The organism is Pseudomonas oryzicola, from assembly GCF_014269185.2.
GTDB lineage: Bacteria > Pseudomonadota > Gammaproteobacteria > Pseudomonadales > Pseudomonadaceae > Aquipseudomonas > Aquipseudomonas oryzicola.
The window spans coordinates 507,655-531,806 of the sequence record NZ_JABWRZ020000001.1; the positions used below are offsets into that span (position 1 = coordinate 507,655).

Below are 24,152 nucleotides of genomic sequence, written 5' to 3' on the forward strand. Positions count from 1 at the left end.
TTACATGCGCTCCAGGGTTTCCAGGCCGAGCAGTTCCAGACCTTGCTTGAGGGTGCGGCCAGTCAGGGCCGCCAGGCGCAAGCGGCTCTGCTGCTGTTCTGCAGTTTCGGCGGCGAGGATCGGGCAGTTCTCGTAGAAACTGGAGAACAGCCCTGCCAGGTCGTACAGGTAGCTGCACAGCACGTGCGGTGTGCCCTTGTCGGCCACGTTGTTGAGGATTTCGCCAAACTGCGCCAGGCGCGCGGCCAGGTCCTGCTCGTGGGGGGCTTGCAGCACGATGCTGCCGTCGACTTGGTCAAAGGCCTTGCCCAGTTTGCGGAACACACCGGCCACGCGGGTGTAGGCGTACAGCAGGTAAGGCGCGGTGTTGCCTTCGAAGTTGAGCATCAGCTCGAAGTTGAAGCTGTAGTCGCTGGTGCGGTGCTTGGACAGGTCGGCGTACTTCACCGCGCCGATGCCCACCACTTCGCCGATGCGGCGCAGTTCTTCGTCGGCCAGGCTCGGGTTCTTTTCCTTGACCAGTGCGTAGGCGCGCTCCTTGGCCTCGGTGAGCAGGTCGATCAACTTCACGGTGCCGCCGTCACGGGTCTTGAATGGACGGCCGTCGGCGCCGTTCATGGTACCGAAGCCCATGTGTTCCATCTGCATCGGGTGGCCGACGAAGCCTGCGCGGCGCGCAACTTCGAATACCTGGTTGAAATGCAGGGCCTGGCGCTGGTCGACGAAATACAGGGCGCGGTCAGCCTTGAGCACGTTGCTGCGGTAGCGCACGGCGGCCAGGTCGGTGGTGGCGTACAGGTAGCCGCCGTCGGCCTTCTGCACGATCACCGGCAGAGGCTCGCCTTCGCTGTTCTTGAACTCCTCGAGGAATACGCACTGGGCGCCCTGGTCTTCGACCAGCAGGCCCTTGGCCTTGAGGTCGGCTACCACGTTGGCCAGGTCAGCGTTGTAGGCGCTCTCGCCCATCACGTCGGCCATGGTCAGCTTGACGTTGAGCAGCTCGTAGGTCTTCTGGCAATGCGACAGCGAAATGTCCTTGAAGCGTGTCCACAGTGCCATGCAGTCCGGGTCGCCGGCCTGCAGCTTGACCACCAGGCCACGGGCCCGGGTGGCGAATTCCTCGGATTCGTCGAAGCGCTTCTTGGCGGCGCGGTAGAAGTTCTCCAGGTCCGACAGCTCGTCGCTGGTGATCGGGTTTTCTTCCAGGTAGGCCAGCAGCATGCCGAACTGGGTACCCCAGTCGCCCACGTGGTTCTGGCGGATCACCTCGTCGCCAAGGAATTCCAGGACGCGCGCCACGCTGTCACCGATGATGGTCGAACGCAGGTGGCCAACGTGCATTTCCTTGGCCAGGTTGGGCGCCGACATGTCGATCACCACCTTTTGCGCAGGGCCGGCCTTGCGTGCACCCAGGTGGGCATCGGCCAGCGCGGCATCCAGGCGGTTGGCCAGGGCGGCGGTATTCTGGAAGAAGTTGAGGAAGCCGGGGCCGGCGATCTCGACCTTGCTGATGTCAGCGCTGGGGGGCAGGGCGTCGATCAGTTTTTCCGCCAGGTCGCGTGGTTTCATGCCGGCCGGCTTGGCCAGCATCATGGCGATGTTGCTGGCGAAGTCGCCGTGGGTCTTGTCCCGGGCGTTTTCCACCTGGATCGCCGGCGACAGCCCTTCAGGCAGCACACCGTCGGTGACGAGTTGGGTGAGGGCTTGCTGGATCAGCTGGCGAATGGTGTCTTTCATGGGGATCTCTTTTCGACCGCAAGCGCGGTGGAGCGCTTGGATGCGCAGGTGGAAAAACTGGACATTATCCGTGGCTGGGAGCGGGTTGCCAACCTTTGGGCTGCAAAGCAGCCCCGGTATCAGTAAAGGTCTACCGGGTCGACATCCAGCGACCAGCGCACCTGGCGCCCACTCGGCATCTGCTCCAACACTAGCAACCAGGCACTGATCAGTCGATGCAAAGGCGCGCGGGTATTGGCCTGTATCAACAGTTGCGCGCGGAAGCGCCCGGCCCGCCGTTCCATTGGCGCCGGCACCGGCCCCAACAGCTCGATGCCCGCCAGGTGCTGCTCGGCTACCAGGCGCTCGGCAGCGGCGCAGGCCTCGTCAAGGAAGCCTTCGGCCTGCCCGGGTCTGTGTGCTTCGGCGCGCAGCAGCGCCAGGTGCGAGTAGGGTGGCAGCCCAGCGGCACGGCGTTCCTGCAGGGCCTGCTCGGCAAATGCGAAGTAGCCCTGTTCGGTCAGTTGCACCAGCAGCGGGTGGTCGGCCAGGTGGGTCTGGATGATGACCTTGCCTGGCTCTTCGGCGCGCCCGGCACGCCCGGCCACCTGCACGATCAGCTGCGCCATGCGCTCGCTGGCGCGGAAATCGCCGGAGAACAGCCCGCCATCGGCGTCGAGGATGGCCACCAGGGTCACCCGCGGGAAATGGTGGCCCTTGGCGAGCATCTGGGTGCCGACAAGGATACTCGGCTGGCCACGCTGGATAGTGCTGAACAGGTTATGCATGGCGTCCTTGCGCGCCGTGCTGTCGCGGTCCACGCGCAGAATCGGGAAATCCGGGAACAGTACCTTGAGGCGCTCTTCGGCCCGCTCGGTGCCGGCGCCGACCGGGCGCAGGTCGACGTGGTTGCATTGTGGGCACTGGTGCGGCAGGCGTTCGTCATAACCGCAATGGTGGCAGCGCAGCACGCCGGAGCGCTGGTGCACGGTCATGCGCGCGTCGCAGCGTGGGCATTCCGACAGCCAGCCGCAGTCATGGCATAGCAAGGTCGGGGCGAAGCCGCGGCGGTTGAGGAACACCAGCACTTGCTGGCCCGCCTCCAGTGTCTGGCGGATGGCCTGCTGCAACGGGCCGCTGATGCCACTGTCCAGCGGCAGGCTCTTCACGTCCAGGCGCAGCATGCGCGGTGGGCGTGCGCCGCCGGCGCGCTGGTTCATGCGCAACAGGCGGTAGCGCCCGTTCAGGGCGTTGTGCAGGGTTTCCAGCGACGGCGTGGCCGAGCCGAGCAGGATCGGGATGTTCTCCTGGTGGGCCCGCACCAGCGCCAGGTCGCGGGCGTGGTAGCGCAGGCCTTCCTGCTGTTTATAGGAGCCGTCATGTTCTTCGTCGATGATGATCAGGCCGGGGTTTTTCATCGGCGTGAACAATGCCGAGCGGGTGCCGATGATGATGTCGGCCTCGCCGTCCCTGGCCGCCAGCCAGGCATCGAGGCGCTCGCGGTCGTTCACCGCCGAATGCAGCAGGGCGATGCGGGCGTTGAAGCGTTGTTCGAAACGCGCCAGCGTTTGCGGGCCGAGGTTGATCTCCGGGATCAGCACCAGTGCCTGCTTGCCGGCCTCCAGGGTTTCCCGGATCAGTTGCAGGTAGACCTCGGTCTTGCCGCTACCGGTCACGCCAGCCAGCAGGAACGCCGCGAAGCCGCCGAAGCCTTCGCGCACGGCGTCAAAGGCCTCGCGCTGCTCGTCGTTGAGCGGCAGTTCAGGTTGTGCCAGCCAGTGTTCGTGGCGCAGCGCCGGCAGGTGGCGGCGCACTTCGATCTGCACCAGGTCCTTGGCCAGCAGCAGGTCGAGGCTGTCCTTGTTCAGGTTGAGTTTGGCCAGCAGGCTGTGGGCCACGCCGTGCGGATGCTGGGCCAGGGTCTTGAGCGCGTCGCGCTGGCGTGGGGCGCGGGCGATGCGCGGGTCTTCCAGGCGAGCACCGGGGGCGACGTGCCAGAAGCGCTCCTGGCGCATCTCGGCGGGTTCGCCCTGACGCAGCAGCGTTGGCAGGGCCCAGCTCAGGGTATCGCCCAGGCTGTGCTGGTAGTACTGGGCTGTCCACAGGCACAGCTTGAACAGCGACGGCGGGACCGGTGACACCGGGTCGAGCAGGGCGCTGGCCGGTTTCAGCTTGTCTGCCGGCACTTCGCTGTGCTCGCAGACCTCCACCAGCACACCGATCATTTCGCGGCGGCCGAACGGCACGCGGATACGCATGCCCGGGGTCAGGGCCTGGCGCGCCATGCTCGCCGGTGCCTTGTAGTCGAACAGGCGACGCAGCGGGGAGGGCAGGGCAAGGCGCAGGATGACGTCGGACACGCGGAAAGTCTCGGAGGGCGTTTCAAGAACTGGCGAGCCTAGCAGACGACGGTCGGTGCAAGCGACAACTTGCACTGGCGCGACGCTCTGGTATTATTCGCCGCCTAATTACGTGCGGTATTCAACAATTGGTGTTGGGTGGCGGCACGCAGCTCGAGGAAGTGACCATGAAAGCAGATATTCATCCGAACTACGAAGTAGTTGCAGTCACCTGCAGCTGCGGCAACAAGTTCGAAACTCGTTCGACCCTGGGCAGCACCCTGGCGATCGACGTTTGCAACCTGTGCCACCCGTTCTACACCGGTAAGCAGAAAGTCCTGGACACCGGTGGTCGCGTACAGAAGTTCGCCGATCGCTTCGGTATGTTCGGTACCAAGAAGTAATCATGCGCATGGCGAGCCCCTCGGGTTTCGCATTGCTGCAAAAAAAGGCGCCCCTCGTGGGCGCCTTTTTTATGGGCGTGATCTGGCACCTTCCTGCCCAGGCGTTCTGCCCACTGCCAGACAAACCGCAACAGGTGGCCGTGCGCCAGGTTATAGATGGCGACACCTTGCGGCTGGTCGACGGTCGCAGCGTGCGGCTGATAGGCATCAATGCCCCGGAAATCGGCCGTAAGGGGCGTAGCAACGAGCCCTTTGCTGAGGCCGCCAAACAGCGCCTGCAGGCATTGGTCAAGGCCAGTGACGGGCGAGTCGGGCTGGTGCCGGGCATCGAAAGCAAAGACAAATACGGTCGAACACTGGCACATATTTACGCCAGCAATGGCGACAATCTTGAAGCACAGTTGCTCGGCGAGGGCTTGGGCTATCGGGTGGCGGTTGCGCCCAATGTGCGTCTCAGCGCTTGCCAACAGCTTGCCGAGCAGGCGGCGCGCAAGGCGGGTGCCGGCCTGTGGCGACGCTCGCCAGTGCTGCGTGCCGGGGAGGTGCGGCAGTCCGGTTTCGCTGTTGTCGCTGGCCGTATCGAAGCTGTGCAGCGCAACCGTGGCGGAGTTTGGCTGAACCTGGACAAGGCCGTGGTGCTGCAGGTACCCGCTCGTCTGCAACACAACTTCCCCGCCAGCTTCTTCGATAACCTCAAGGGACGCCAGGTCGAAGCACGCGGCTGGGTGCTGGATCGTTCCCGCAAGGGCGGCCTCAAGCCGGGGCAGCTGCGCTGGGTATTGCCACTGACCGATCCAAGCATGCTGGAGCATGTTTCAGGTTAAAAGTTGTAGACATTTCGCTATCGGATTGTACACACTGTCGGGCGTATGCCCCGTGGGTTATAGCGTAAAGTCGTAGGCTAAAGGCCTTGACACAAGTGACCGGCCAGTCTTGTGGCTCCCCGGCTCTTTGCGTATCCTCGGCGGTCCGTCAGAACAGTAAACAGCGGAATGCCCACCATGTCAGACCTGAAAACCGCCGCTCTCGAATATCACGCCCAACCTCGTCCGGGGAAACTGAGCGTCGAACTTTCCAAGCCCACTGCCACCGCCCGTGACCTCGCCCTGGCCTACAGCCCAGGTGTTGCAGAGCCGGTGCGTGAAATCGGCCGTGATCCAGAGCTGGCTTACAAATACACCGGCAAAGGCAACCTGGTTGCGGTGATTTCCGATGGTACTGCCATCCTCGGTCTGGGCGACCTCGGCCCGCTGGCCTCCAAGCCGGTCATGGAAGGCAAGGGTGTACTGTTCAAGCGTTTCGCCGGTATCGACGTGTTCGACATCGAAGTGGAGTCGGAGAGCCCGCAGGCATTCATCGACACCGTTCGCCGTATCTCGATCACCTTCGGTGGCATCAACCTCGAAGACATCAAGGCGCCTGAGTGCTTCGAGATCGAGCGCACCCTGATCGAACAGTGCGACATCCCGGTGTTCCACGATGACCAGCACGGCACTGCCATCGTGACCGCGGCCGGCATGATCAACGCCCTGGAAATCGCCGGCAAGAAGCTGGAAGACGCCAAGATCGTCTGCCTGGGTGCTGGCGCTGCCGCCATCTCCTGCATGAAGCTGCTGGTGAGCATGGGCGCCAAGGTCGAGAACATCTACATGATCGACCGCAGCGGCGTGATCCACGCTGGCCGCGACGACCTGAACCAGTACAAGGCGCAGTTCGCCCACGCGACCGACAAGCGCACCCTGGCTGACGCCCTCAACGGTGCCGACGTGTTCGTAGGCCTGTCGGGCCCGAACCTGCTGAGCGCCGAAGGCCTGAAGTCGATGGCCGCCAACCCGATCGTGTTCGCCTGCTCGAACCCGGACCCGGAAATCTCGCCAGAGCTGGCTCACGCCACCCGCAGCGACGTGATCATGGCTACCGGTCGCTCCGACTACCCGAACCAGGTCAACAACGTACTCGGCTTCCCGTTCATCTTCCGTGGTGCCCTGGACGTTCGCGCCAAGCGCATCAACGAAGAAATGAAGATCGCTGCCGCCATCGCCCTGAAGGACCTGGCCAAGCTGCCAGTGCCGAAGGAAGTCTGCGAAGCCTATGGCGTCGAAGGCCTGGAGTTCGGCCGCGAATACATCATTCCGAAGCCGCTGGACGCCCGCCTGATCACCGTCGTATCCGACGCCGTGGCCAAGGCCGCCATCGAATCCGGCGTAGCGACCCTGCCGTATCCGAAGCACTATCCGCTGACCAGCGTGGATGATGTGTTCAACGGCTGATTGCAGCTGAGCGACACAAAAAAGCCCCGGCTCGCATGAGCCGGGGCTTTTTGTTTGCCGCTGTCCCGTCCTGACAGTGTTCTACTTCAGAACAGATCCATTGGCGCCGCTTCATCCGCCGGCAGCGGGCTGCCCGGCGCCGCTCCGGTGCCCAGTTCGTCTACCGACGGCGGTGAATCTTCGGCCTTGAACAGTTCGAAGTAGGCATTTGGCGTGCTGGGTGAGGCAGCGCGACCGCTCACCGGGTCGACGCGCAGGCTTAGGATACCTTCCGGCTCGGCAGGCGCATGCTCAGGCTTGTCCTTGAGTGCCGCACCCATGAAGCTCATCCAGATCGGTAGCGCCACGGTGCCGCCATACTCACGGCGGCCAAGGGTTTCAGGTTGGTCGAAACCAACCCACACGGTGGTCACGTAGTCGGCGTTGTAGCCGGAGAACCAGGCGTCCTTGGACTCGTTGGTGGTACCGGTCTTGCCGGCCAGGTCGGTGCGGCCCAGGGCCAGCGCCCGGCGGCCGGTGCCGCGCTTGATCACGTCCTGCAGCATGCTGGTAAGGATGTAGGTGGTACGCCCGTCGATGATCTGTTCGGCCACGACTGGCGCCTGCGGTGCAGAGGCTACCTGGCTGAAGGCAGGGGGTGCCTCGCCCGGCATGGCGGCGGTGCTGATCGGCTGTTCGGGTGCTGCCAGGCCGGCATGGTCCTCGGCGCCCTGCGGTACGCGCGCCGGGTTGGCGGTGAACAGGGTTTCACCGCTGCGGCTCTCGATGCGCTCGATCAGGTACGGGGTAACCTTGTAGCCGCCGTTGGCAAAGGTGCTCCAGCCGGTGGCGATTTCCATCGGGGTCAGCGTGGCAGTGCCCAGCGCCAGCGACAGATTGCGCGGCAGGTCCTGCTTGTTGAAGCCGAACTTGGCAATGTAGTCGATGGTGCGGTCTACGCCCATGGCCTGCAGCAGGCGGATCGACACCAGGTTGCGCGACTTGTACAGGGCCTCGCGCATGCGGATAGGGCCAAGGAAGGTGTTGGTATCGTTCTTCGGTCGCCAGACCTTGTCCAGATACTCGTCGACGAACACGATCGGCGCATCGTTGACCAGGCTGGAAGCGGTATAGCCACTGTCCAGGGCGGCACTGTAGATGAACGGCTTGAAGCTGGACCCCGGCTGGCGCTTGGCCTGCATGGCGCGGTTGTAGTTGCTCTGCTCGAACGAGAAGCCGCCAACCAGTGCGCGGATGGCGCCGCTATAAGGGTCGAGGGTGACCAGCGCACTCTGTGCCCCGGGCACCTGGCTGAACTTCAGCTTGCCATCTTCCAGGCGCTGGAGGCGCACCAGGTCGCCGACCTGGGCCACATCTGCCGGTGACTGTGGCGAACGGCCCTGGGCGTTGCTGTTGATGAACGGACGGGCCCATTTCATGGTGTCCCAGGCTACCAGTTCTTCCTGGCCGCTGCGGGTCAGCACCTTGAGGCCGGTTTTCTCGACCTGGGTGACGATGGCCGGTTCCAGGCCTCCCAGCGGACGCTGCTTGCCCAGCTCCTGCAGCCAGGCCGCCTGCGTGCGGCCCGGGAAGCGTGCTTCCGGCCCACGGTAGCCATGGCGCTCATCATATTCGGATAGGCCGTTGAGGATCGCCTTGTTGGCCATTTCCTGCATGTCGCTGGGCACCGTGGTGGTGACGCGGAAGCCTTCGGTGTAGGCGTCGCTGCCATAACGGCCGACCATCTCGGCGCGGGCCATTTCGGCGATATAGGGTGCGTTAACTTCTGGCGCGGGCACGTGGTAGCTGGCGTTGAGCGGCTCGGCCAGGGCTGCCTGGTAGCTGGCCTCGTCAATCTTGCCGAGCTTGTACATGCGGCCGAGGATCCAGTCGCGGCGCTCCTTGGCGCGCACCGGGTTGGCCAGCGGGTTGAAGCGCGACGGTGCCTTGGGCAGCCCGGCGATCATCGCCATCTGCGCCAGGCTCACATCGCGGATCGACTTGCCGTAGTACACCTGCGCAGCGGCGTCGATACCGTAGGCGCGGTTGCCCAGGTAGATCTTGTTCACGTACAGCTCGAGGATTTCGTCCTTGGTCAGCTCACGCTCGATCTGCAAGGCCAGCAGGATTTCGTTGGTCTTGCGCGAGAAACTGCGCTCGCTGGTGAGGAAGAAGTTCTTCGCTACCTGCATGGTGATGGTGCTGCCGCCGGTCTGGATATGACCGGTTTTCACCAGCTGGGTCGCGGCGCGCATGAGGCTGCTGGGGTCGACACCGTAGTGATTGAGGAAATTGTCGTCCTCGGCTGAAAGAAGCGCCTGGATGAACTGTGGGGGAATTTCCGCAAAGCGGATCGGCGAGCGGCGCATTTCGCCAAACTCGGCGATCAGCTTGCCATCGCTGCTGTACACCCTGAGGGGGATCTGCAACTGGATGCTTCTGAGCGACTCGACCGAGGGCAGGCTGGGGCTAAGATACAGAAACGCACCGCTCACACCGAGTACGAGCGCGCAGATGACTGCGACGGAAGACCACCAGAAGAACTTCAGCAGGCGTATCAAGGCTTTTCGGTGTCCAGGTTGGGAGTGGATTGCACGCAGGTCCGGCGGACCCAAAAACGCTGGGCATTATAAGCATTTTTTAGCCTCTCCGGGTTACCGGTCGGGCTGCCCGTCGCCTCGATGCGCCGGTGCGGCCTGGTGTTGGCGCGGGGTTGCGACAGACAGCTGCGACAGACGGCAAGGAAGCCACGATGCTAGGACGCTTCGGCAAGGATGCGGGTTCACTCGTGGGGGTGGAAATAGCCCCTGACACCGTTCGGATCGTGCAACTGCAACGGCACCATGGGCGCCACCGGGTGCATGTCTCGGTACAGGAGTCATTCGTAACGCCGGTTGGCCAGGATTGGCTGGCAGACCCTGCAGAAGTGGTGGCTGCCTTGCGGCGCGCCTGTCGTCGCAACGGGCTGGGGCAGCGCCGGGTGGCGTTGGCATTGCCTGCCAACATGGTGATTTGCAAGCTGTGCCAGCTTCCGGCGGGCCAGGACGAGGCGGACATGGAGGCGCAGCTGCTGGCTGACGCAGAGCGGCTGTTTCCATTTCCACTGGAAGACCTGGCCTTGGACTTTCAAGTGATGGAAGGCTCCCGCGCTCAGCCAGGCTGTGTCGAAGTGATGGTGGCTGCGTGCCGGCAGAGTACGATGGCGCCCCTTGAGGCCATCGTCGAGGAGGCCGGGTTGCAGCTGGAGGCGGTGGAGGTCGACAGCATTGCCCTGCGCCGCCTGTTGCCACAGGGCAACCCTGAAGGGGCGGCACTGCTACGTATCGACGTGCACGGCTCAACGCTTTATGACTGGCAGCCGGGGCGGCTGCAACAGCGTCGGGATCTGCAGGCGGCAGGGGTGGGCATGACGGAGCAGTTGCCCGGGCACTTGCAGGCGCTGCTTGCCGATGGGCAGCGGGCGGCGTGCCTGTGGGTTGTCAGCAGTTCACCCATCGACCCTGGTTGGCTGCAAAAACTGAGTGCCCGGTTGCACGTACCCTGCCGGCCTCTGCCTGGTCCGGCAGGCCTTGGGCACATCGATGGCTCGATGCTGCTGGCTTGCGCGCTGGCACTCGGTGGGGGGCGGCCATGATGCGGTTGAATCTCCTGCCGTGGCGCGAACGGCGGCACCAGGCTGCGCTCCGGCGTTTTCGCCGGCAACTGGTCGCCGGCGCACTCCTGGCCTTGGCAGCGGTGACGCTGGTCGATCAACTGGCCCGCCAGCGCGGCCAACAGCAGGCGCTGGCCAACAACCAGCGGCAGGCAGCCATTGCCGTGCTGCGCGAGCAACTGCAACCGCTGGCGGATGTGCGGGAACTGCATGAAACCCTGCTCGCCCGTGCGACGGCGCTGGAGAGCCTGCGTGCCCAGCAGGATGTATTGGCTGGCGTGTTCGCGGACCTCGAGGGTGCGTTGCCGCACGGTGTTCAACTACTCGACCTCAGCCTTGAAGACGGCCACTTGCAGATGACCGGGCTGGCCCCGTCCGGTGCCGTGGTTGCGCAATTCATGCGCGACCTGGACCGCTCGAGCGCACTACTCGACCTGGAGCTCAAGCGCATCAAGAGCTTGCCGGGCGGCGATGAGTTTCTGCTCAGCGCTCGTGTTTCGGCGTTCTGGTCATGAAAGCAGCGCAGCTGCTGGCCTGGCTGGCTGTGCTCAGCCGCTCCCGCCGCTTCAGGCGGCTGGCGCCAGGGTTGGTGGCGGTAGCGTTGTTTGGCCTGGGCTGCGCAATTCGTTTGCCAGCAGTGTTGCAACAGCAGGCGCAGGAGGAGGTCCGGCACGCTGAGCTGACTGAACAGCAGGCAGCCAGCGCTGCGCACCTGGCCGCACTGGAGCAGCTTCAGGTGTCTGTAACGGTTGCCGAACAGCGTTTGCAGGAGGCGTACTGGCAGCTGGCGGCCGGAGAGGGCATGAGTGATCTACTCGATCGCCTGGCCGCGCTGGGGCATGCGCACGGTTTGCTCATCGAGCGGGTCGTTGTACATGAAGACGAACAGCAGCCTGGCTATCGCAAAGTACCGCTGGAGCTACAGGTCCTGGGGCGCTACGCAGCCTTGCGCCGGTGGCTGGACGACTGGTTCGGCCAGGCGCGCGTGTTGCGCAGCGGTGACCTGCGGCTTGCGGCAGCCGATGGTCAGCCTGGCCTGCTGCGCCTCGAGTTGCGGGTTGATACCTACCAGGCGCTGGCGCCTACATCGGCCCCCGCTGTGCTGGCGCAAGTGCCGGCCAGGGCTGCGATCGTAATATCAGCGATCGATCCATTTGCCCCCGGGGCGTCGCGGCTGCCGAGTGCCGGGCTGGCCAGCGTGCCGTTGGCGCAACTGGAAATGGTCGGCAGCCTGTCGCGCGGAGCCGCGCATGAGGCACTGCTGAGGGTGGCTGGCAGGCTCTATCGTGTGCGCCCGGGCGACCGGGTGGGGCGTGACCAGGGTGTAGTGACGCAAATCGACCAGCGTCAGGTCGAAGTGCGCGAGCGCGTGTTCATGGCGGGGGGCTGGCACGAACGCACGGCGTTCCTCACCCTCGCAAAACGCCTGGGCAAGGAGGCCCCGAACCAGGATGAAACGATTGATGAAGTTGGGGCTGGCAGCCCTGCTGCCGATTCCACTGGCGTCGGCGACGCCGTATCAGGGTGAGCCGCTGTCGCTGAACTTCCAGGATGTGGAGGTGCGCGCCGTGTTGCAGGTGCTGGCAGATTATGCCGGCGTGAACCTGGTGGCCAGCGATGCCGTACAGGGCAACGTCACCTTGCGCTTGCAGGATGTGCCGTGGGACCAGGCCCTTGACCTGGTGCTGCGCAGCAAGGGCCTGGCTCGGCGCCAGGACGGTAACGTGCTGCTGGTGGCGCCTGCGACCGAATTGGCCACGCAGTCGTTCGATACCCGCGTGGGGCAGGCACTGGAGGCGCAGTTGCAGCCGTTGCGCCGGGAGTTGCTACCCATCCACCATGCCAAGGCGGCCGAACTGGCGGAGTTGCTGATGGCGAGCCTGGCGGATGACGGTATCCTCACCGGGCGGGGCAGCCTGAGTGTCGATGAGCGTACCAATACACTAGTGGTGCATCAGCCGGCCGAGCGTCTTGCCGAGTTGCGGCAACTGGTGGCGCAGCTGGACGTGCCGGTGCGCCAGGTGGTGATCGAGGCGCGTATCGTCGAGGCCAACGTTGATTACCAGAAGAGCCTGGGGGTGCGCTGGGGCGGGCCGTTGTACCTGGAGGATCCGCAGCTGGGCAAAGACCTGTTCGTCGACCTTGGACTGGAGCGTGCCGGCAGCAGCATCGGCCTGGGCCTGCTGCGTGGGGGCGTGCTGCTCGATCTTGAACTCAGCGCCATGGAGAAGAGCGGCAACGGTGAAATCATCTCGCAACCCAAGGTGGTCACCGCCGACAAGGAAACAGCGAGGATCCTCAAGGGCACCGAGGTGCCATATCAGGAGACCAGCAAGAGTGGCGCCACGTCGATAGCGTTCCGCGAAGCCTCGCTATCGCTGGAGGTGACCCCGCAGATCACCCCGGACAACAAGGTGATCATGACCGTCAGGGTGACCAAGGACGAGCCGGATTACGTCAATGCCTTGAACGACGTACCGCCGATTCGCAAGAACGAGGTCAATGCCAAGGTGCGCGTGATGGACGGCGAAACGATCGTGATTGGTGGCGTGTACTCGACTTCGCAAAACAATGTGGTCGACAAGGTGCCATTTTTCGGCGATCTGCCGTATGTTGGGCGGCTGTTTCGACGCGATGCATTACAAGAGAAAAAATCCGAGCTGCTGGTCTTCCTGACTCCGCGTATCATGAGTGACCAGGCGATTGCTGTGAGTCGTTGATTCTGTGCGAAATTTGATACTTGTGGGACCCATGGGTGCTGGAAAAAGCACCATCGGACGCCTATTGGCCAAAGAGCTGCGCCTGCTGTTCAAGGATTCCGACAAGGAAATCGAACTGCGCTGCGGCGCCAACATCCCGTGGATTTTCGACAAGGAAGGCGAGCCGGGTTTCCGTGACCGCGAACAGGCGATGATCGCCGAACTGTGCGCACTCGACGGCGTGGTCCTGGCCACCGGTGGTGGCGCCGTGATGCGCGAAGCCAATCGCCAGGCGCTGCGCCGGGGTGGCCGGGTGATCTACCTGCATGCTTCGGTGGAACAGCAGGTTGGCCGTACCGCGCGCGACCGCAATCGCCCCCTGCTGCGTACGGCCAATCCCGAGGCAACCTTGCGCTCCCTGCTGGAGACGCGCGACCCGCTGTACCGCGAGATCGCCGACCTGGTGGTGGAAACCGACGAGCGGCCGCCACGCATGGTGGTGATCGACATTCTCGAGCGCTTGCAGCAGTTGCCGCCCCGTTAACCCGGGACTATTCTCGGCCACCTGCGCCGAGGCGAGGTTGAACGTAACCGCGTGGGCCGCCCAACGGCGCCGCGCCCAAGCACATTGTGGGGATACATGCAGACACTAAAGGTCGACCTGGGCGAGCGTAGCTACCCGATCTACATTGGCGAAGGGCTGCTGGACCAGCCCGAGCTGCTGGCACCACATATCGCCGGGCGGCAGGTTGCCATCGTTTCCAACCAAACCGTCGCGCCCCTGTATCTCCAACGCCTGAGCAAGACCTTGGGTGCCTATTCGGTACTGCCAGTGGTGTTGCCCGATGGCGAAGCCCACAAGAACTGGGAAACCCTGCAACTGATCTTCGATGGCCTGCTGGCGGCGCGCCACGACCGCCGCACCACCGTGGTTGCCCTGGGTGGGGGCGTGATCGGTGACATGGCCGGGTTCGCCGCCGCCTGCTACCAGCGTGGTGTCGACTTCATCCAGGTGCCGACCACCCTGCTATCCCAGGTCGACTCCTCGGTAGGGGGCAAGACCGGTATCAATCACCCGCTGGGCAAGAACATGGTCGGAGCCTTCTACCAGCCCAATGCGGTAATGATCGATACCACCACCCTGAAGACCCTGCCGGCGCGCGAGCTGTCCGCCGGCCTGGCCGAAGTGATCAAGTACGGCCTGATCTGCGACAAGCCGTTCCTCGCCTGGCTCGAGGACAATATGCAGGCGCTGCGTGCCCTCGAGCCGGCAGCGCTGACCGAAGCCATTCGCCGCTCCTGCGCGGCCAAGGCCGCGGTGGTGGGGGCTGACGAACGCGAGTCAGGCGTGCGTGCCACGCTGAACCTGGGGCATACCTTCGGGCATGCCATCGAGACCCACATGGGCTATGGCGTGTGGCTGCACGGCGAAGCCGTGGCGGCGGGCACGGTGATGGCCCTGGAAATGTCCATGCGCCTTGGCTGGATCAGCCAGGCCGAGCGCGATCGCGGAATCCGCCTGTTGCAGGACGCAGGTTTGCCGGTGGTGCCACCACAGGAAATGACCCCGGCGCATTTCATGGAGCACATGGCGGTCGACAAAAAGGTGCTCGACGGTCGTCTGCGTCTGGTGCTGCTGCGCCAGATGGGCGAGGCCGTTGTGACCGACGACTATCCGAAAGAGATTCTACAGGCCACCTTGTCGGCGGATTACCGCGCGATCGTGGCCCAGCTTTGAGGTTGTGACAGCGCAATGACCAGTTTGCATGCCGATGAGGCCTTTCTCGACCATTACCAGTTGAGCCACGATCCGTTCGCGCCCCGCGTGCCCGGCTTCAAGTTTTTCCCGGCCCAGCGCAAGCCCGTGCTCGGCCAGTTGCACCACCTGGCGCGCTACAGCCAGTTGATGCTGGTGGTCAGCGGCCCGCTGGGCAGCGGCAAGACCTTGCTGCGCCAGGCCCTGGTGGCCAGCACCAACAAGCAGGCGGTGCAGAGCGTCGTGGTGTCTGCCCGGGGCGCCAGTGACGCCGCCAGCGTACTTGGCCAGGTCGCGCAGAACCTGGACGTGGCGCAGCCAGAAATGCAGGCGATACTGGCCAAGGTGGTGCAACTGGCACTGACTGGCCAGGAAGTGTATTTGCTGGTGGACGATGCGGAACAACTCGACGAGTCGGCACTCCAAGCGTTGCTGGAATTGGCCGCTGGCGTACCGGAAGGGCGTCCGCATGTGTTCCTGTTCGGTGAGCCTTCGCTGATTGCCGGGCTGGACGAGCTGAATATCGAGGAAGAACGTTTCCACATCATCGAGCTCGCCCCCTACAGCGAAGAAGAAACCCGCGAGTATCTGGAGCAGCGCCTGGAAGGGGCTGGCCGGGGCATCGAGGTGTTCACCCGCGAACAGATCGTCGATATCCATGAAAACTCTGACGGTTGGCCTGGCAACATCAACCAGGTCGCCCGTGACACTTTGATCGAAGCCATGATCGCCAGCCGCTCGACGGCCAAGCGACCATCCATGGGGTTCAAGATGCCTAAAAAACACGTGCTCGCGCTGTCCGCTGTGGTCGTGGTCGCTGTTGCGGCCGCGGTATTGATGCCCAAGAAAGGCGACAAGGCGCCTGCCGAAGCGCCCGTCGCCCAGGCCCAGTTGCCACTGGGTGAAGGCCAGGGCAACGCTGGCAGCCCGGCCATCGAATTCTCGGGTTCGTCCCAGCCGATGCCGCTGCCACTGGTTGGCCAGTCACAGCCGGTGATGCGCGAGCCGCTGGCCCAGGCTGCAGGCATGGGCGAGGGTGAAGAAGGCAGCCCGGCTGGCGATACCGCGCTGCAGCCTGGCAACCCGCCGCCAACTGTGACCACCATCGCACCGCCGCAAGGCGTACAGGCAGGTCCGGCGCCGGTACCTGCCCAGCCTGTTGCCGTTGCACCTGCCCAGCCGGTGCAGTCGCAGCCGGTTGCGCCTGTGCCTAAACCTGTTGCAACCCAGCCTGCCAAGCCGGTTGCGCCTGCCAAGCCTGCCCCGGCGCCGACCCAGGTCGCCGTGGCCAAGCCGGCCGCCAAACCTGCCGAGAAGCCAGTGGCTGGTGGCAGTGGCAACAGTGGCTGGTACGCCGGGCAGAAGCCGGGCAATTACGTGGTGCAGATCCTCGGTACCAGCTCCGAAGCGTCGGCCCAGGCCTTCGTCAAGGCTCAGGGTGGCGACTATCGCTACTTCAAGAAAAACCTCCAGGGCAAACCGCTGTACGTCGTCACCTACGGCAACTTCGCCAGCCGTGATGCTGCGGTTGCGGCAATCAAGAACTTGCCAGCGAAGGTCCAGGCTGGTAAACCTTGGCCACGTACCGTTGGCAGCGTTCAACAAGAGCTTGCCACGGCTCGCTGATTACCTTCCGGGCGGCAACACCCCCGCTGCCCAGTTGCTGAGCGATTACAGAACTTCGACTAGCCTGCTGCGCCCGAGCGCGGCAGGCTTTTCTGTCCCGGACTGTCGGCCACAAGCCTTACTTGCAGTCATGGCTGAAACGCTTCAGACTCGAGCCAAGCCGCTATCACGGCGCATGGCGTAAAAACATTCAAAATTGCGACATAAATTTTCAATGGTGAGACATGAAAATTTGTGAGCATCGCTGTCGCTGTGCAACAATGGTTTTCCATGGCCACCGCAAAAAAGCTGGCGTTTGATCGGCGTGGATGGTAAGTGGTTGTTAAAAAAGAGATTTACCTCCGTTGAGAGGTGAACCTGGTGAGAATGTGTCTATGAAAACAGGTCTGTACCATCCCGAAGAATTCAAGGACAACTGTGGTTTTGGCCTGATCGCCCACATGACGGGCGAGCCGAGCCACCACCTTCTGCAAACCGCCATGCAGGCATTGACTTGCATGACTCACCGCGGCGGCATCAACGCCGACGGCAAGACCGGTGACGGTTGCGGCCTGCTCATGCAGAAGCCCGATCAGTTCCTGCGTGCCGTGGCCCAGGAGCACTTCGCCGTCGAGCTGCCCAGGCAGTATGCCGTCGGCATGGTGTTCTTCAACCAGGACCCGGTCAAAGCCGAAGCTGCCCGTGCCAACATGGACCGCGAAATCATCGCCGCCGGCCTGAAGCTGGTTGGCTGGCGCAAGGTGCCGATCGACACCAGCGTACTCGGCCGCCTCGCCCTGGAGCGCCTGCCGCAGATCGAGCAGGTATTCATTGGTGGCGAAGGGCTGAGCGACCAGGAATTCGCCATCAAGCTGTTCAGTGCTCGTCGCCGTTCGTCCGTGGCCAACGCGCACGACGTCGACCATTACATCTGCAGCTTCTCGCACAAGACCATCATCTACAAAGGCCTGATGATGCCGCGCGATCTGGCGGCGTTCTACCCGGACCTGGGTGACGAGCGCCTGCAAACCGCGATCTGCGTGTTCCACCAGCGCTTTTCCACCAACACCCTGCCGAAATGGCCGCTGGCGCAGCCATTCCGCTTCCTCGCCCACAACGGCGAGATCAACACCATCACCGGCAACCGCAACTGGGCGATGGCCCGTCGCACCAAGTTCGCCAATGACCTGATCCCCGACCTCGAAGAGCTCGGCCCATTGGTCAACCGTGTCGGTTCCGACTCATCGAGCATGGACAACATGCTCGAGCTGATGGTTACCGGTGGCATCGACCTGTTCCGTGGCGTGCGCATGCTGGTACCACCAGCCTGGCAGAACGTCGAGACCATGGACGCCGACCTGCGCGCCTTCTACGAATACAACTCCATGCACATGGAGCCGTGGGATGGCCCGGCCGGTATCGTCATGACCGAAGGCCGCCACGCGGTGTGCCTGCTCGATCGCAACGGCCTGCGCCCGGCGCGCTGGGTGACCACCAAGAACGGCTACATCACCCTGGCGTCGGAAATCGGCGTGTGGGACTACAAGCCAGAGGACGTCATCGCCAAGGGCCGTGTCGGCCCGGGGCAGATCTTCGCCGTCGACACCGAAACCGGCCAGATCCTCGATACCGATGCCATCGACAATCGCCTGAAGTCGCGCCACCCGTACAAGCGCTGGTTGCGTCAGCATGCCACGCGCATCCAGGCAACGCTGACCGACGACCAGGGCGTGGCCAGCTACGATGCCGACCAGCTCAAGCAATACATGAAGATGTTCCAGGTCACCTTCGAAGAGCGTGACCAGGTGTTGCGCCCGCTGGGCGAGCAGGGCCAGGAAGCGGTCGGTTCGATGGGGGACGACACGCCGATGGCCGTGCTGTCGCAGCGCGTGCGCTCACCGTACGACTTCTTCCGCCAGCAGTTCGCCCAGGTGACCAACCCGCCGATCGACCCGCTGCGCGAAGCGATCGTCATGTCCCTGGAAATCTGCCTGGGCGCCGAGCGCAACATCTTCCAGGAATCCCCGGAACATGCTTCGCGGGTGATCCTCAGCTCGCCGGTCATCTCGCCGGCCAAGTGGCGCTCGCTGATGAACCTTGAGCGCGAAGGCTTCGACCGCCAGCTGATCGACCTCAACTATGAAGAGAGCGTCGGCCTGGAAGCGGCCATCCGCAACATCGCCGACCAGGCCGAAGAAGCGGTGCGCGCTGGCAAGACCCAACTGGTGCTGAGCGACCGCTACATCGCCCCGGGCAAGCTGCCGGTGCATGCCTCGCTGGCCGTTGGTGCGGTGCACCACCGCCTGACCGAACAGGGCTTGCGCTGCGACAGCAACATCCTGGTGGAAACCGCTACCGCCCGTGACCCGCACCACTTCGCCGTGCTGCTGGGCTTCGGTGCCTCGGCCGTGTACCCGTACCTGGCCTACGAAGTGCTGGCCGACCTGATCCGCACCGGCGAAGTGCTGGGCGACCTGGACGAAGTGTTCAAGTACTACCGCAAGGGCATCTCCAAGGGCCTGTTGAAGATCCTGTCGAAGATGGGCATCTCCACCATCGCCTCGTACCGTGGTGCGCAGCTGTTCGAAGCCATCGGCCTGTCCGAAGAAGTGGTTGGCCTGAGCTTCAAGGGCGTGTCCAGCCGCATCAAGGGTGCGCGCTTCGAAGACCTGGAAAGCGACCAGAAGCTGCTGGCTGCCGAAGCCTGGAGCGCGCGCAAGCCGATCCAGCAAGGTGGCCTGCTGAAGTTCGTCCACGGTGGCGAATACCACGCCTACAACCCGGACGTGGTCAACACCCTGCAGGCCGCTGTGCAGCAGGGCGACTACGCCAAGTTCAAGGAATACACCACGCTGGTCGACCAGCGCCCGGTGTCGATGATCCGCGACCTGCTCAAGGTGAAAGTGGCCGACCAGCCGCTGCCGCTGGAGCAGATCGAACCGCTGGAGGCCATCCTCAAGCGCTTCGACTCCGCCGGTATTTCGCTGGGCGCGTTGTCGCCAGAGGCGCATGAGGCGTTGGCCGAGGCCATGAACCGCCTGGGTGCGCGCTCCAACTCGGGTGAGGGCGGTGAAGACCCGTCGCGCTACGGCACCATCAAGAGCTCGAAGATCAAGCAGGTGGCCACCGGTCGCTTTGGCGTGACCCCGGAATATCTGGTCAACGCCGAAGTGCTGCAGATCAAGGTTGCCCAGGGCGCCAAGCCCGGTGAGGGCGGCCAGCTGCCAGGCGGCAAGGTCAACGGCCTGATCGCCAAGCTGCGCTACGCGGTGCCGGGTGTGACTCTGATTTCGCCACCACCGCACCATGACATCTACTCGATCGAAGACCTGGCCCAGCTGATCTACGACCTCAAGCAGGTCAACCCGCAGGCCCTGGTATCGGTCAAACTGGTTGCTGAAGCCGGTGTCGGCACCATCGCCGCCGGTGTGGCCAAGGCCTACGCTGACCTGATTACCATTTCCGGCTACGACGGTGGCACCGGTGCTTCGCCGCTGACGTCGATCAAGTATGCCGGTGCCCCGTGGGAGCTGGGCCTGGCCGAGACCCATCAGACCCTGCGCGGCAACGACCTGCGCGGCAAGGTACGGGTGCAGACCGACGGCGGCCTGAAGACCGGCCTGGACGTGATCAAGGCAGCCATCCTCGGCGCCGAAAGCTTCGGCTTCGGCACCGCACCGATGATCGCCCTGGGCTGCAAGTACCTGCGCATCTGCCACCTGAACAACTGCGCTACCGGCGTCGCCACGCAGAACGACAAGCTGCGCAAGGATCACTACATCGGCACTGTCGACATGGTGATCAACTTCTTCACCTTCGTGGCCGAAGAAACCCGTGAATGGCTGGCCAAGCTGGGCGTGCGCAGCCTGGGCGAGCTGATCGGCCGTACCGACCTGCTCGATGTACTGCCAGGCGACACCGAGCGCCAGCAGTACCTCGACCTGTCGCCGCTGCTGGGCAGCTCGCACATCCCGGCGGACAAGCCGCAGTTCTGCGAAGTGGACAGGAACCCGCCGTTCGACCAGGGCGAGCTGGCCGAGAAAATGGTTGAAATGGCCATGCCGGCTATCCGTGACCAGGCCGGTGGCGAGTTCAGCCTCGACATCTGCAACTGCGACCGGTCCATCGGTGCCCGCGTGTCGGGCGAGATCGCCCGTCTGCACGGCAACCAGGGTATGGCTGCAGCGCCGATCACCTTCCGCTTCAAGGGCACTGCGGGCCAGAGTTTCGGCGTGTGGAACGCCGGGGGCCTGAACCTGCACCTGGAAGGCGACGCCAACGACTACGTCGGCAAGGGTATGACCGGTGGCAAGGTCACCATCGTGCCGCCAGCCGGCAGCCCCTTCGAAACCCAGCACAGCGCCATCGTCGGCAACACCTGCCTGTACGGCGCCACTGGCGGCAAGCTGTTCGCTGCCGGTACCGCAGGCGAGCGCTTCGCTGTGCGTAACTCTGGCGCCCACGCTATTGTCGAGGGCACTGGCGATCACTGCTGTGAATACATGACCGGCGGCTTTGTCTGCGTGTTGGGCAAGACCGGTTACAACTTCGGTTCTGGCATGACTGGCGGCTTCGCCTACGTGCTCGACATGGACAATACCTTCGTCGACAAACTCAACCACGAGCTGGTGGAAATCCAGCGGATCAGTGGTGAAGCGATGGAGGCCTATCGCAGCCACCTGGCGCGAGTCCTTGCCGAGTACGTCGAGGAGACCGGCAGCGAGTGGGGGCGTGAGCTCTCGGAGAACCTGGACGACTACGTGCGGCGCTTCTGGCTGGTGAAGCCGAAGGCGGCCAACCTGAAGCAGTTGCTGTCCAGCACCCGTGCCAACCCGCAGTAACAACAGCTGCAAGTGACGGCCCCGTGCGCGGGGCCTGTCGTGCTCAAGTGATCGTCTTGCAGCTTGCAGCCTGGGGCTGACAACTGCGGTAAAGAGGTTTTGAAAAATGGCTGAACGTCTGAACAACGACTTCCAGTTCATCGAAGTGGGCCGCAAGGACCCGAAGAAAAAGCTGCTGCGCCAGCGCAAGAAGGAGTTCGTGGAAATCTACGAGCCGTTCAAGCCGCAGCAGTCCGTGGAGCAGGCGCACCGCTGCCTGGGCTGCGGTAACCCGTATTGCGAATGGAAGTGCCCGGTCCACAACTTCATCCCCAACTGGCTGAAGCTGGTTTCCGAAGGCAACATCCTGGCGGCGGCCGAGCTGTCGCACCAGACCAACACCCTGCCGGAAGTGTGCGGCCGCGTATGCCCGCAGGATCGCCTGTGCGAGGGCGCCTGCACCCTCAATGACGGCTTCGGCGCGGTGACCATCGGCTCGGTCGAGAAGTACATCACCGACACCGCCTTCGCCATGGGCTGGCGCCCGGACATGTCCAAGGTCAAGCCAACCGGCAAGCGCGTCGCCATCATCGGCGCCGGCCCGGCCGGCCTGGGCTGTGCCGATGTGCTGGTGCGTGCTGGCGTGACCCCGGTGGTGTTCGACCGTAACCCGGAAATCGGCGGCCTGCTGACCTTCGGCATCCCCGAGTTCAAGCTGGAAAAGACCGTGCTCAGCAACCGCCGCGAAGTGTTCACCGGCATGGGTATCGAGTTCCGCCTGAACACCGAGGTGGGCAAGGACGTGACCATGGAGCAACTGCTCGCCGAGTACGACGCAGTGTTCATGGGCATGGGCACCTACACCTACATGAAGGGCGGCTTCCCGGGCGAGGACCTGCCGGGCGTGCATGACGCGCTGGACTTCCTGATCGCCAACGTCAACCGCAATCTGGGCTTCGAGAAGTCGCCGGAAGATTTCGTCGACATGCAGGGCAAGAAGGTGGTGGTGCTCGGTGGTGGTGACACCGCGATGGACTGCAACCGTACTTCGATCCGCCAGGGCGCCAAGTCGGTGACCTGTGCCTACCGTCGTGACGAGGCGAACATGCCGGGTTCGCGCCGTGAAGTGAAGAATGCCAAGGAAGAGGGCGTCAAGTTCCTCTACAACCGCCAGCCGATCGCCATTGTCGGCGAAGACAAGGTCGAAGGCGTGAAGGTGGTCGAGACCCGTCTGGGCGAGCCGGATGCCCGTGGCCGCCGTAGCCCGGAACCGATCCCGGGTTCCGAAGAGATCCTGCCAGCCGACGCCGTGGTGATCGCTTTCGGCTTCCGCCCAAGCCCGGCGCCGTGGTTCGAGCAGCATGGCATCCAGCTGGACAGCCAGGGCCGCGTGGTGGCCCCGGAGAAGGGCAAGTTCAAGCACCAGACCAGCAACCCGAAAGTGTTTGCCGGTGGCGACATGGTGCGCGGTTCGGACCTGGTGGTGACGGCGATCTTCGAAGGGCGTACTGCCGCCGAAGGTATCCTGGACTACCTCGAAGTCTGATCGATCGCATTCGCGGGCAGGCCCGCTCCCACAGGATCCACGAGTACCTTGTGGGGGCGAGCTTGCTCGCGAAGCTTTGTATACAAAAACCCTTGATCCATGGCATCCAATAGATAAAACGCATGGCCCTGACCGTGCCTTTTGCGCTGGCGTCTGAGAAAATGCCCGCACTTTTTTTCCGGATGCCGACATGACTGCCCTGAAGAACGATCGTTTCCTGCGTGCACTGCTCAAGCAACCCGTAGACGTCACCCCGGTGTGGATGATGCGCCAGGCCGGCCGCTATCTGCCGGAGTACCGCGCCAGCCGCGCCAAGGCCGGTGACTTCATGAGCCTGTGCATGAACCCGCAGTTCGCCTGCGAGGTCACCTTGCAGCCGCTGGACCGCTACCCGCTGGATGCGGCGATCCTGTTCTCGGACATTCTCACCATCCCAGACGCGATGGGCCTGGGCTTGTACTTCGAAACCGGCGAAGGCCCGCGCTTCAAGAAGGTCATCAGCACCCCGGCCGATATCGAAGCGCTGCCAATCCCCGACCCACAGAAAGACCTCGGCTATGTGATGGACGCGGTCAGCACCATCCGCCGCGAGCTCAACGGCCGCGTGCCGCTGATCGGCTTCTCCGGCAGCCCATGGACGCTGGCCACCTACATGGTCGAAGGCGGCTCATCGAAGGACTTCCGCAAGACCAAGGCAATGGCCTACGACAACCCGCAGGCCCTGCACCTGCTGCTGGACAAGCTGGCGCAGTCGGTTACCAGCTACCTCAACGGGCAGATCCTCGCTGGCGCCCAGGCCGTGCAGATTTTCGACACTTGGGGCGGCAACCTCTCGGCGGCGGCCTACCAGGAATTCTCCCTGGCCTACATGCGCAAGATCGTCAGCGGCCTGATCCGCGAGCACGAAGGGCGCAAGGTACCGGTAATCCTGTTCACCAAGAATGGCGGCCTGTGGCTGGAAAGCATCGCCGAAGCCGGCGCCGACGCGCTGGGCCTGGACTGGACCTGCGAGATCGGCGATGCCCGCCGCCGCGTGGGTGACAAGGTTGCGCTGCAGGGCAACATGGACCCGACCGTGCTGTACGCCAAGCCCGAAGCCATCCGCAAGGAGGTGGCGCGCATCCTGGCCAGCTATGGCAACGGCACAGGCCATGTGTTCAACCTGGGCCACGGCATCACACCGGAAGTCGACCCGGAGCACGCCGGCGTGTTCATCAACGCCGTGCATGAGCTGTCGGCGCAATACCATCAGTGAGCTGATCACTGAAAGTGAAAGCCCGGCCAAGTGCCGGGCTTTTTGTTGCGTTAAGTTTTAATTCAGCGATCGTCGCTAATCTGGTCCTATCGAAACCAAACAGGACCTGAT

16 protein-coding genes are annotated in these 24,152 nt (G+C 63.7%); 13 read left to right on the forward strand and 3 right to left on the reverse strand.

Annotated elements, in window-relative coordinates; translation table 11 throughout:
* Nucleotides 1–1,737, reverse strand: coding sequence for an arginine--tRNA ligase (gene argS / locus HU760_RS02410; RefSeq protein ID WP_186672188.1), 1,737 nt, complete (start codon nt 1,735–1,737; stop codon nt 1–3).
* 119 nt (nt 1,738–1,856) lie between these two features.
* Nucleotides 1,857–4,076 carry a primosomal protein N' gene (locus HU760_RS02415; protein ID WP_186672190.1) on the reverse strand — a complete coding sequence of 740 codons (2,220 nt, stop codon included), beginning with the start codon at nt 4,074–4,076 and terminating at the stop codon, nt 1,857–1,859.
* Between the two features lie 167 nt (nt 4,077–4,243).
* Here HU760_RS02415 and rpmE point away from each other — a divergent pair, with 167 nt between their 5' ends.
* From rpmE to HU760_RS02430, 3 genes are all read left to right on the forward strand, one after another.
* A complete protein-coding gene (gene rpmE / locus HU760_RS02420) occupies nt 4,244–4,459 on the forward strand; it encodes a 50S ribosomal protein L31 (protein WP_003257833.1) in 216 nt (71 codons plus the stop codon).
* Nucleotides 4,460–4,461: 2 nt separating this feature from the next.
* Nucleotides 4,462–5,283 (forward strand): thermonuclease family protein, encoded by an 822-nt coding sequence (locus HU760_RS02425; protein WP_186672192.1) that lies wholly within the window; start codon nt 4,462–4,464, stop codon nt 5,281–5,283.
* Between the two features lie 177 nt (nt 5,284–5,460).
* Nucleotides 5,461–6,729, forward strand: coding sequence for a malic enzyme-like NAD(P)-binding protein (locus HU760_RS02430; RefSeq protein ID WP_119371725.1), 1,269 nt, complete (start codon nt 5,461–5,463; stop codon nt 6,727–6,729).
* Nucleotides 6,730–6,815: 86 nt separating this feature from the next.
* Here the strand turns inward: HU760_RS02430 and HU760_RS02435 are convergent, their stop codons facing one another.
* Entirely contained in the window at nt 6,816–9,266 is a 2,451-nt protein-coding gene (locus HU760_RS02435; RefSeq protein ID WP_437179848.1) for a penicillin-binding protein 1A, read from the reverse strand.
* 194 nt (nt 9,267–9,460) lie between these two features.
* Here HU760_RS02435 and pilM point away from each other — a divergent pair, with 194 nt between their 5' ends.
* The 10 genes from pilM to hemE all read left to right on the forward strand — a co-directional run bounded on the left by pilM (nt 9,461) and on the right by hemE (nt 24,041).
* Complete coding sequence (pilM, locus tag HU760_RS02440) at nt 9,461–10,342, forward strand: type IV pilus biogenesis protein PilM (RefSeq protein WP_186672195.1); 882 nt, start codon at nt 9,461–9,463, stop codon at nt 10,340–10,342.
* Nucleotides 10,339–10,875 (forward strand): PilN domain-containing protein, encoded by a 537-nt coding sequence (locus tag HU760_RS02445; protein ID WP_186672197.1) that lies wholly within the window; start codon nt 10,339–10,341, stop codon nt 10,873–10,875. The genes pilM and HU760_RS02445 overlap by 4 nt, the downstream gene beginning before the upstream one ends.
* Complete coding sequence (locus HU760_RS02450; protein WP_225932792.1) at nt 10,872–11,888, forward strand: pilus assembly protein PilP; 1,017 nt, start codon at nt 10,872–10,874, stop codon at nt 11,886–11,888. Before HU760_RS02445 ends, HU760_RS02450 begins: the two co-directional genes overlap by 4 nt.
* Nucleotides 11,812–13,080, forward strand: a complete 1,269-nt coding sequence (locus HU760_RS02455) for a type IV pilus secretin PilQ (RefSeq protein ID WP_186672198.1) — start codon at nt 11,812–11,814, stop codon at nt 13,078–13,080. Before HU760_RS02450 ends, HU760_RS02455 begins: the two co-directional genes overlap by 77 nt.
* Nucleotides 13,081–13,084: 4 nt before the next feature.
* Nucleotides 13,085–13,603 carry a shikimate kinase AroK gene (aroK, locus tag HU760_RS02460; protein ID WP_170033370.1) on the forward strand — a complete coding sequence of 173 codons (519 nt, stop codon included), beginning with the start codon at nt 13,085–13,087 and terminating at the stop codon, nt 13,601–13,603.
* Between the two features lie 96 nt (nt 13,604–13,699).
* On the forward strand, nt 13,700–14,797 hold the full coding sequence (gene aroB / locus HU760_RS02465; protein ID WP_186672200.1) for a 3-dehydroquinate synthase: 1,098 nt from the start codon (nt 13,700–13,702) through the stop codon (nt 14,795–14,797).
* A 15-nt stretch (nt 14,798–14,812) separates the two neighbouring features.
* Nucleotides 14,813–16,441, forward strand: coding sequence for an SPOR domain-containing protein (locus tag HU760_RS02470; RefSeq protein WP_186672202.1), 1,629 nt, complete (start codon nt 14,813–14,815; stop codon nt 16,439–16,441).
* A 374-nt stretch (nt 16,442–16,815) separates the two neighbouring features.
* Nucleotides 16,816–21,261, forward strand: a complete 4,446-nt coding sequence (gltB, locus tag HU760_RS02475; RefSeq protein WP_186672203.1) for a glutamate synthase large subunit — start codon at nt 16,816–16,818, stop codon at nt 21,259–21,261.
* Between the two features lie 106 nt (nt 21,262–21,367).
* Entirely contained in the window at nt 21,368–22,786 is a 1,419-nt protein-coding gene (locus HU760_RS02480) for an FAD-dependent oxidoreductase (RefSeq protein WP_013974599.1), read from the forward strand.
* 190 nt (nt 22,787–22,976) lie between these two features.
* Nucleotides 22,977–24,041: a uroporphyrinogen decarboxylase gene (gene hemE / locus HU760_RS02485; RefSeq protein ID WP_186672205.1), complete on the forward strand. Its 1,065-nt coding sequence runs from the start codon at nt 22,977–22,979 to the stop codon at nt 24,039–24,041.
* Nucleotides 24,042–24,152 lie beyond the last annotated feature (111 nt).

Coding starts and splice junctions, on each gene's coding strand:
- pilM (WP_186672195.1), top strand. CDS start 9,461: ATGCTAGGACGCTTCGGCAAGGATGCGGGTTCACTCGTGGGGGTGGAA.
- hemE (WP_186672205.1), top strand. CDS start 22,977: ATGACTGCCCTGAAGAACGATCGTTTCCTGCGTGCACTGCTCAAGCAA.
- HU760_RS02425 (WP_186672192.1), top strand. CDS start 4,462: ATGCGCATGGCGAGCCCCTCGGGTTTCGCATTGCTGCAAAAAAAGGCG.
- HU760_RS02480 (WP_013974599.1), top strand. CDS start 21,368: ATGGCTGAACGTCTGAACAACGACTTCCAGTTCATCGAAGTGGGCCGC.
- HU760_RS02455 (WP_186672198.1), top strand. CDS start 11,812: ATGAAACGATTGATGAAGTTGGGGCTGGCAGCCCTGCTGCCGATTCCA.
- HU760_RS02470 (WP_186672202.1), top strand. CDS start 14,813: ATGACCAGTTTGCATGCCGATGAGGCCTTTCTCGACCATTACCAGTTG.
- aroB (WP_186672200.1), top strand. CDS start 13,700: ATGCAGACACTAAAGGTCGACCTGGGCGAGCGTAGCTACCCGATCTAC.
- HU760_RS02450 (WP_225932792.1), top strand. CDS start 10,872: ATGAAAGCAGCGCAGCTGCTGGCCTGGCTGGCTGTGCTCAGCCGCTCC.
- gltB (WP_186672203.1), top strand. CDS start 16,816: ATGAAAACAGGTCTGTACCATCCCGAAGAATTCAAGGACAACTGTGGT.
- HU760_RS02430 (WP_119371725.1), top strand. CDS start 5,461: ATGTCAGACCTGAAAACCGCCGCTCTCGAATATCACGCCCAACCTCGT.
- argS (WP_186672188.1), bottom strand. CDS start 1,737: ATGAAAGACACCATTCGCCAGCTGATCCAGCAAGCCCTCACCCAACTC.
- HU760_RS02445 (WP_186672197.1), top strand. CDS start 10,339: ATGATGCGGTTGAATCTCCTGCCGTGGCGCGAACGGCGGCACCAGGCT.
- rpmE (WP_003257833.1), top strand. CDS start 4,244: ATGAAAGCAGATATTCATCCGAACTACGAAGTAGTTGCAGTCACCTGC.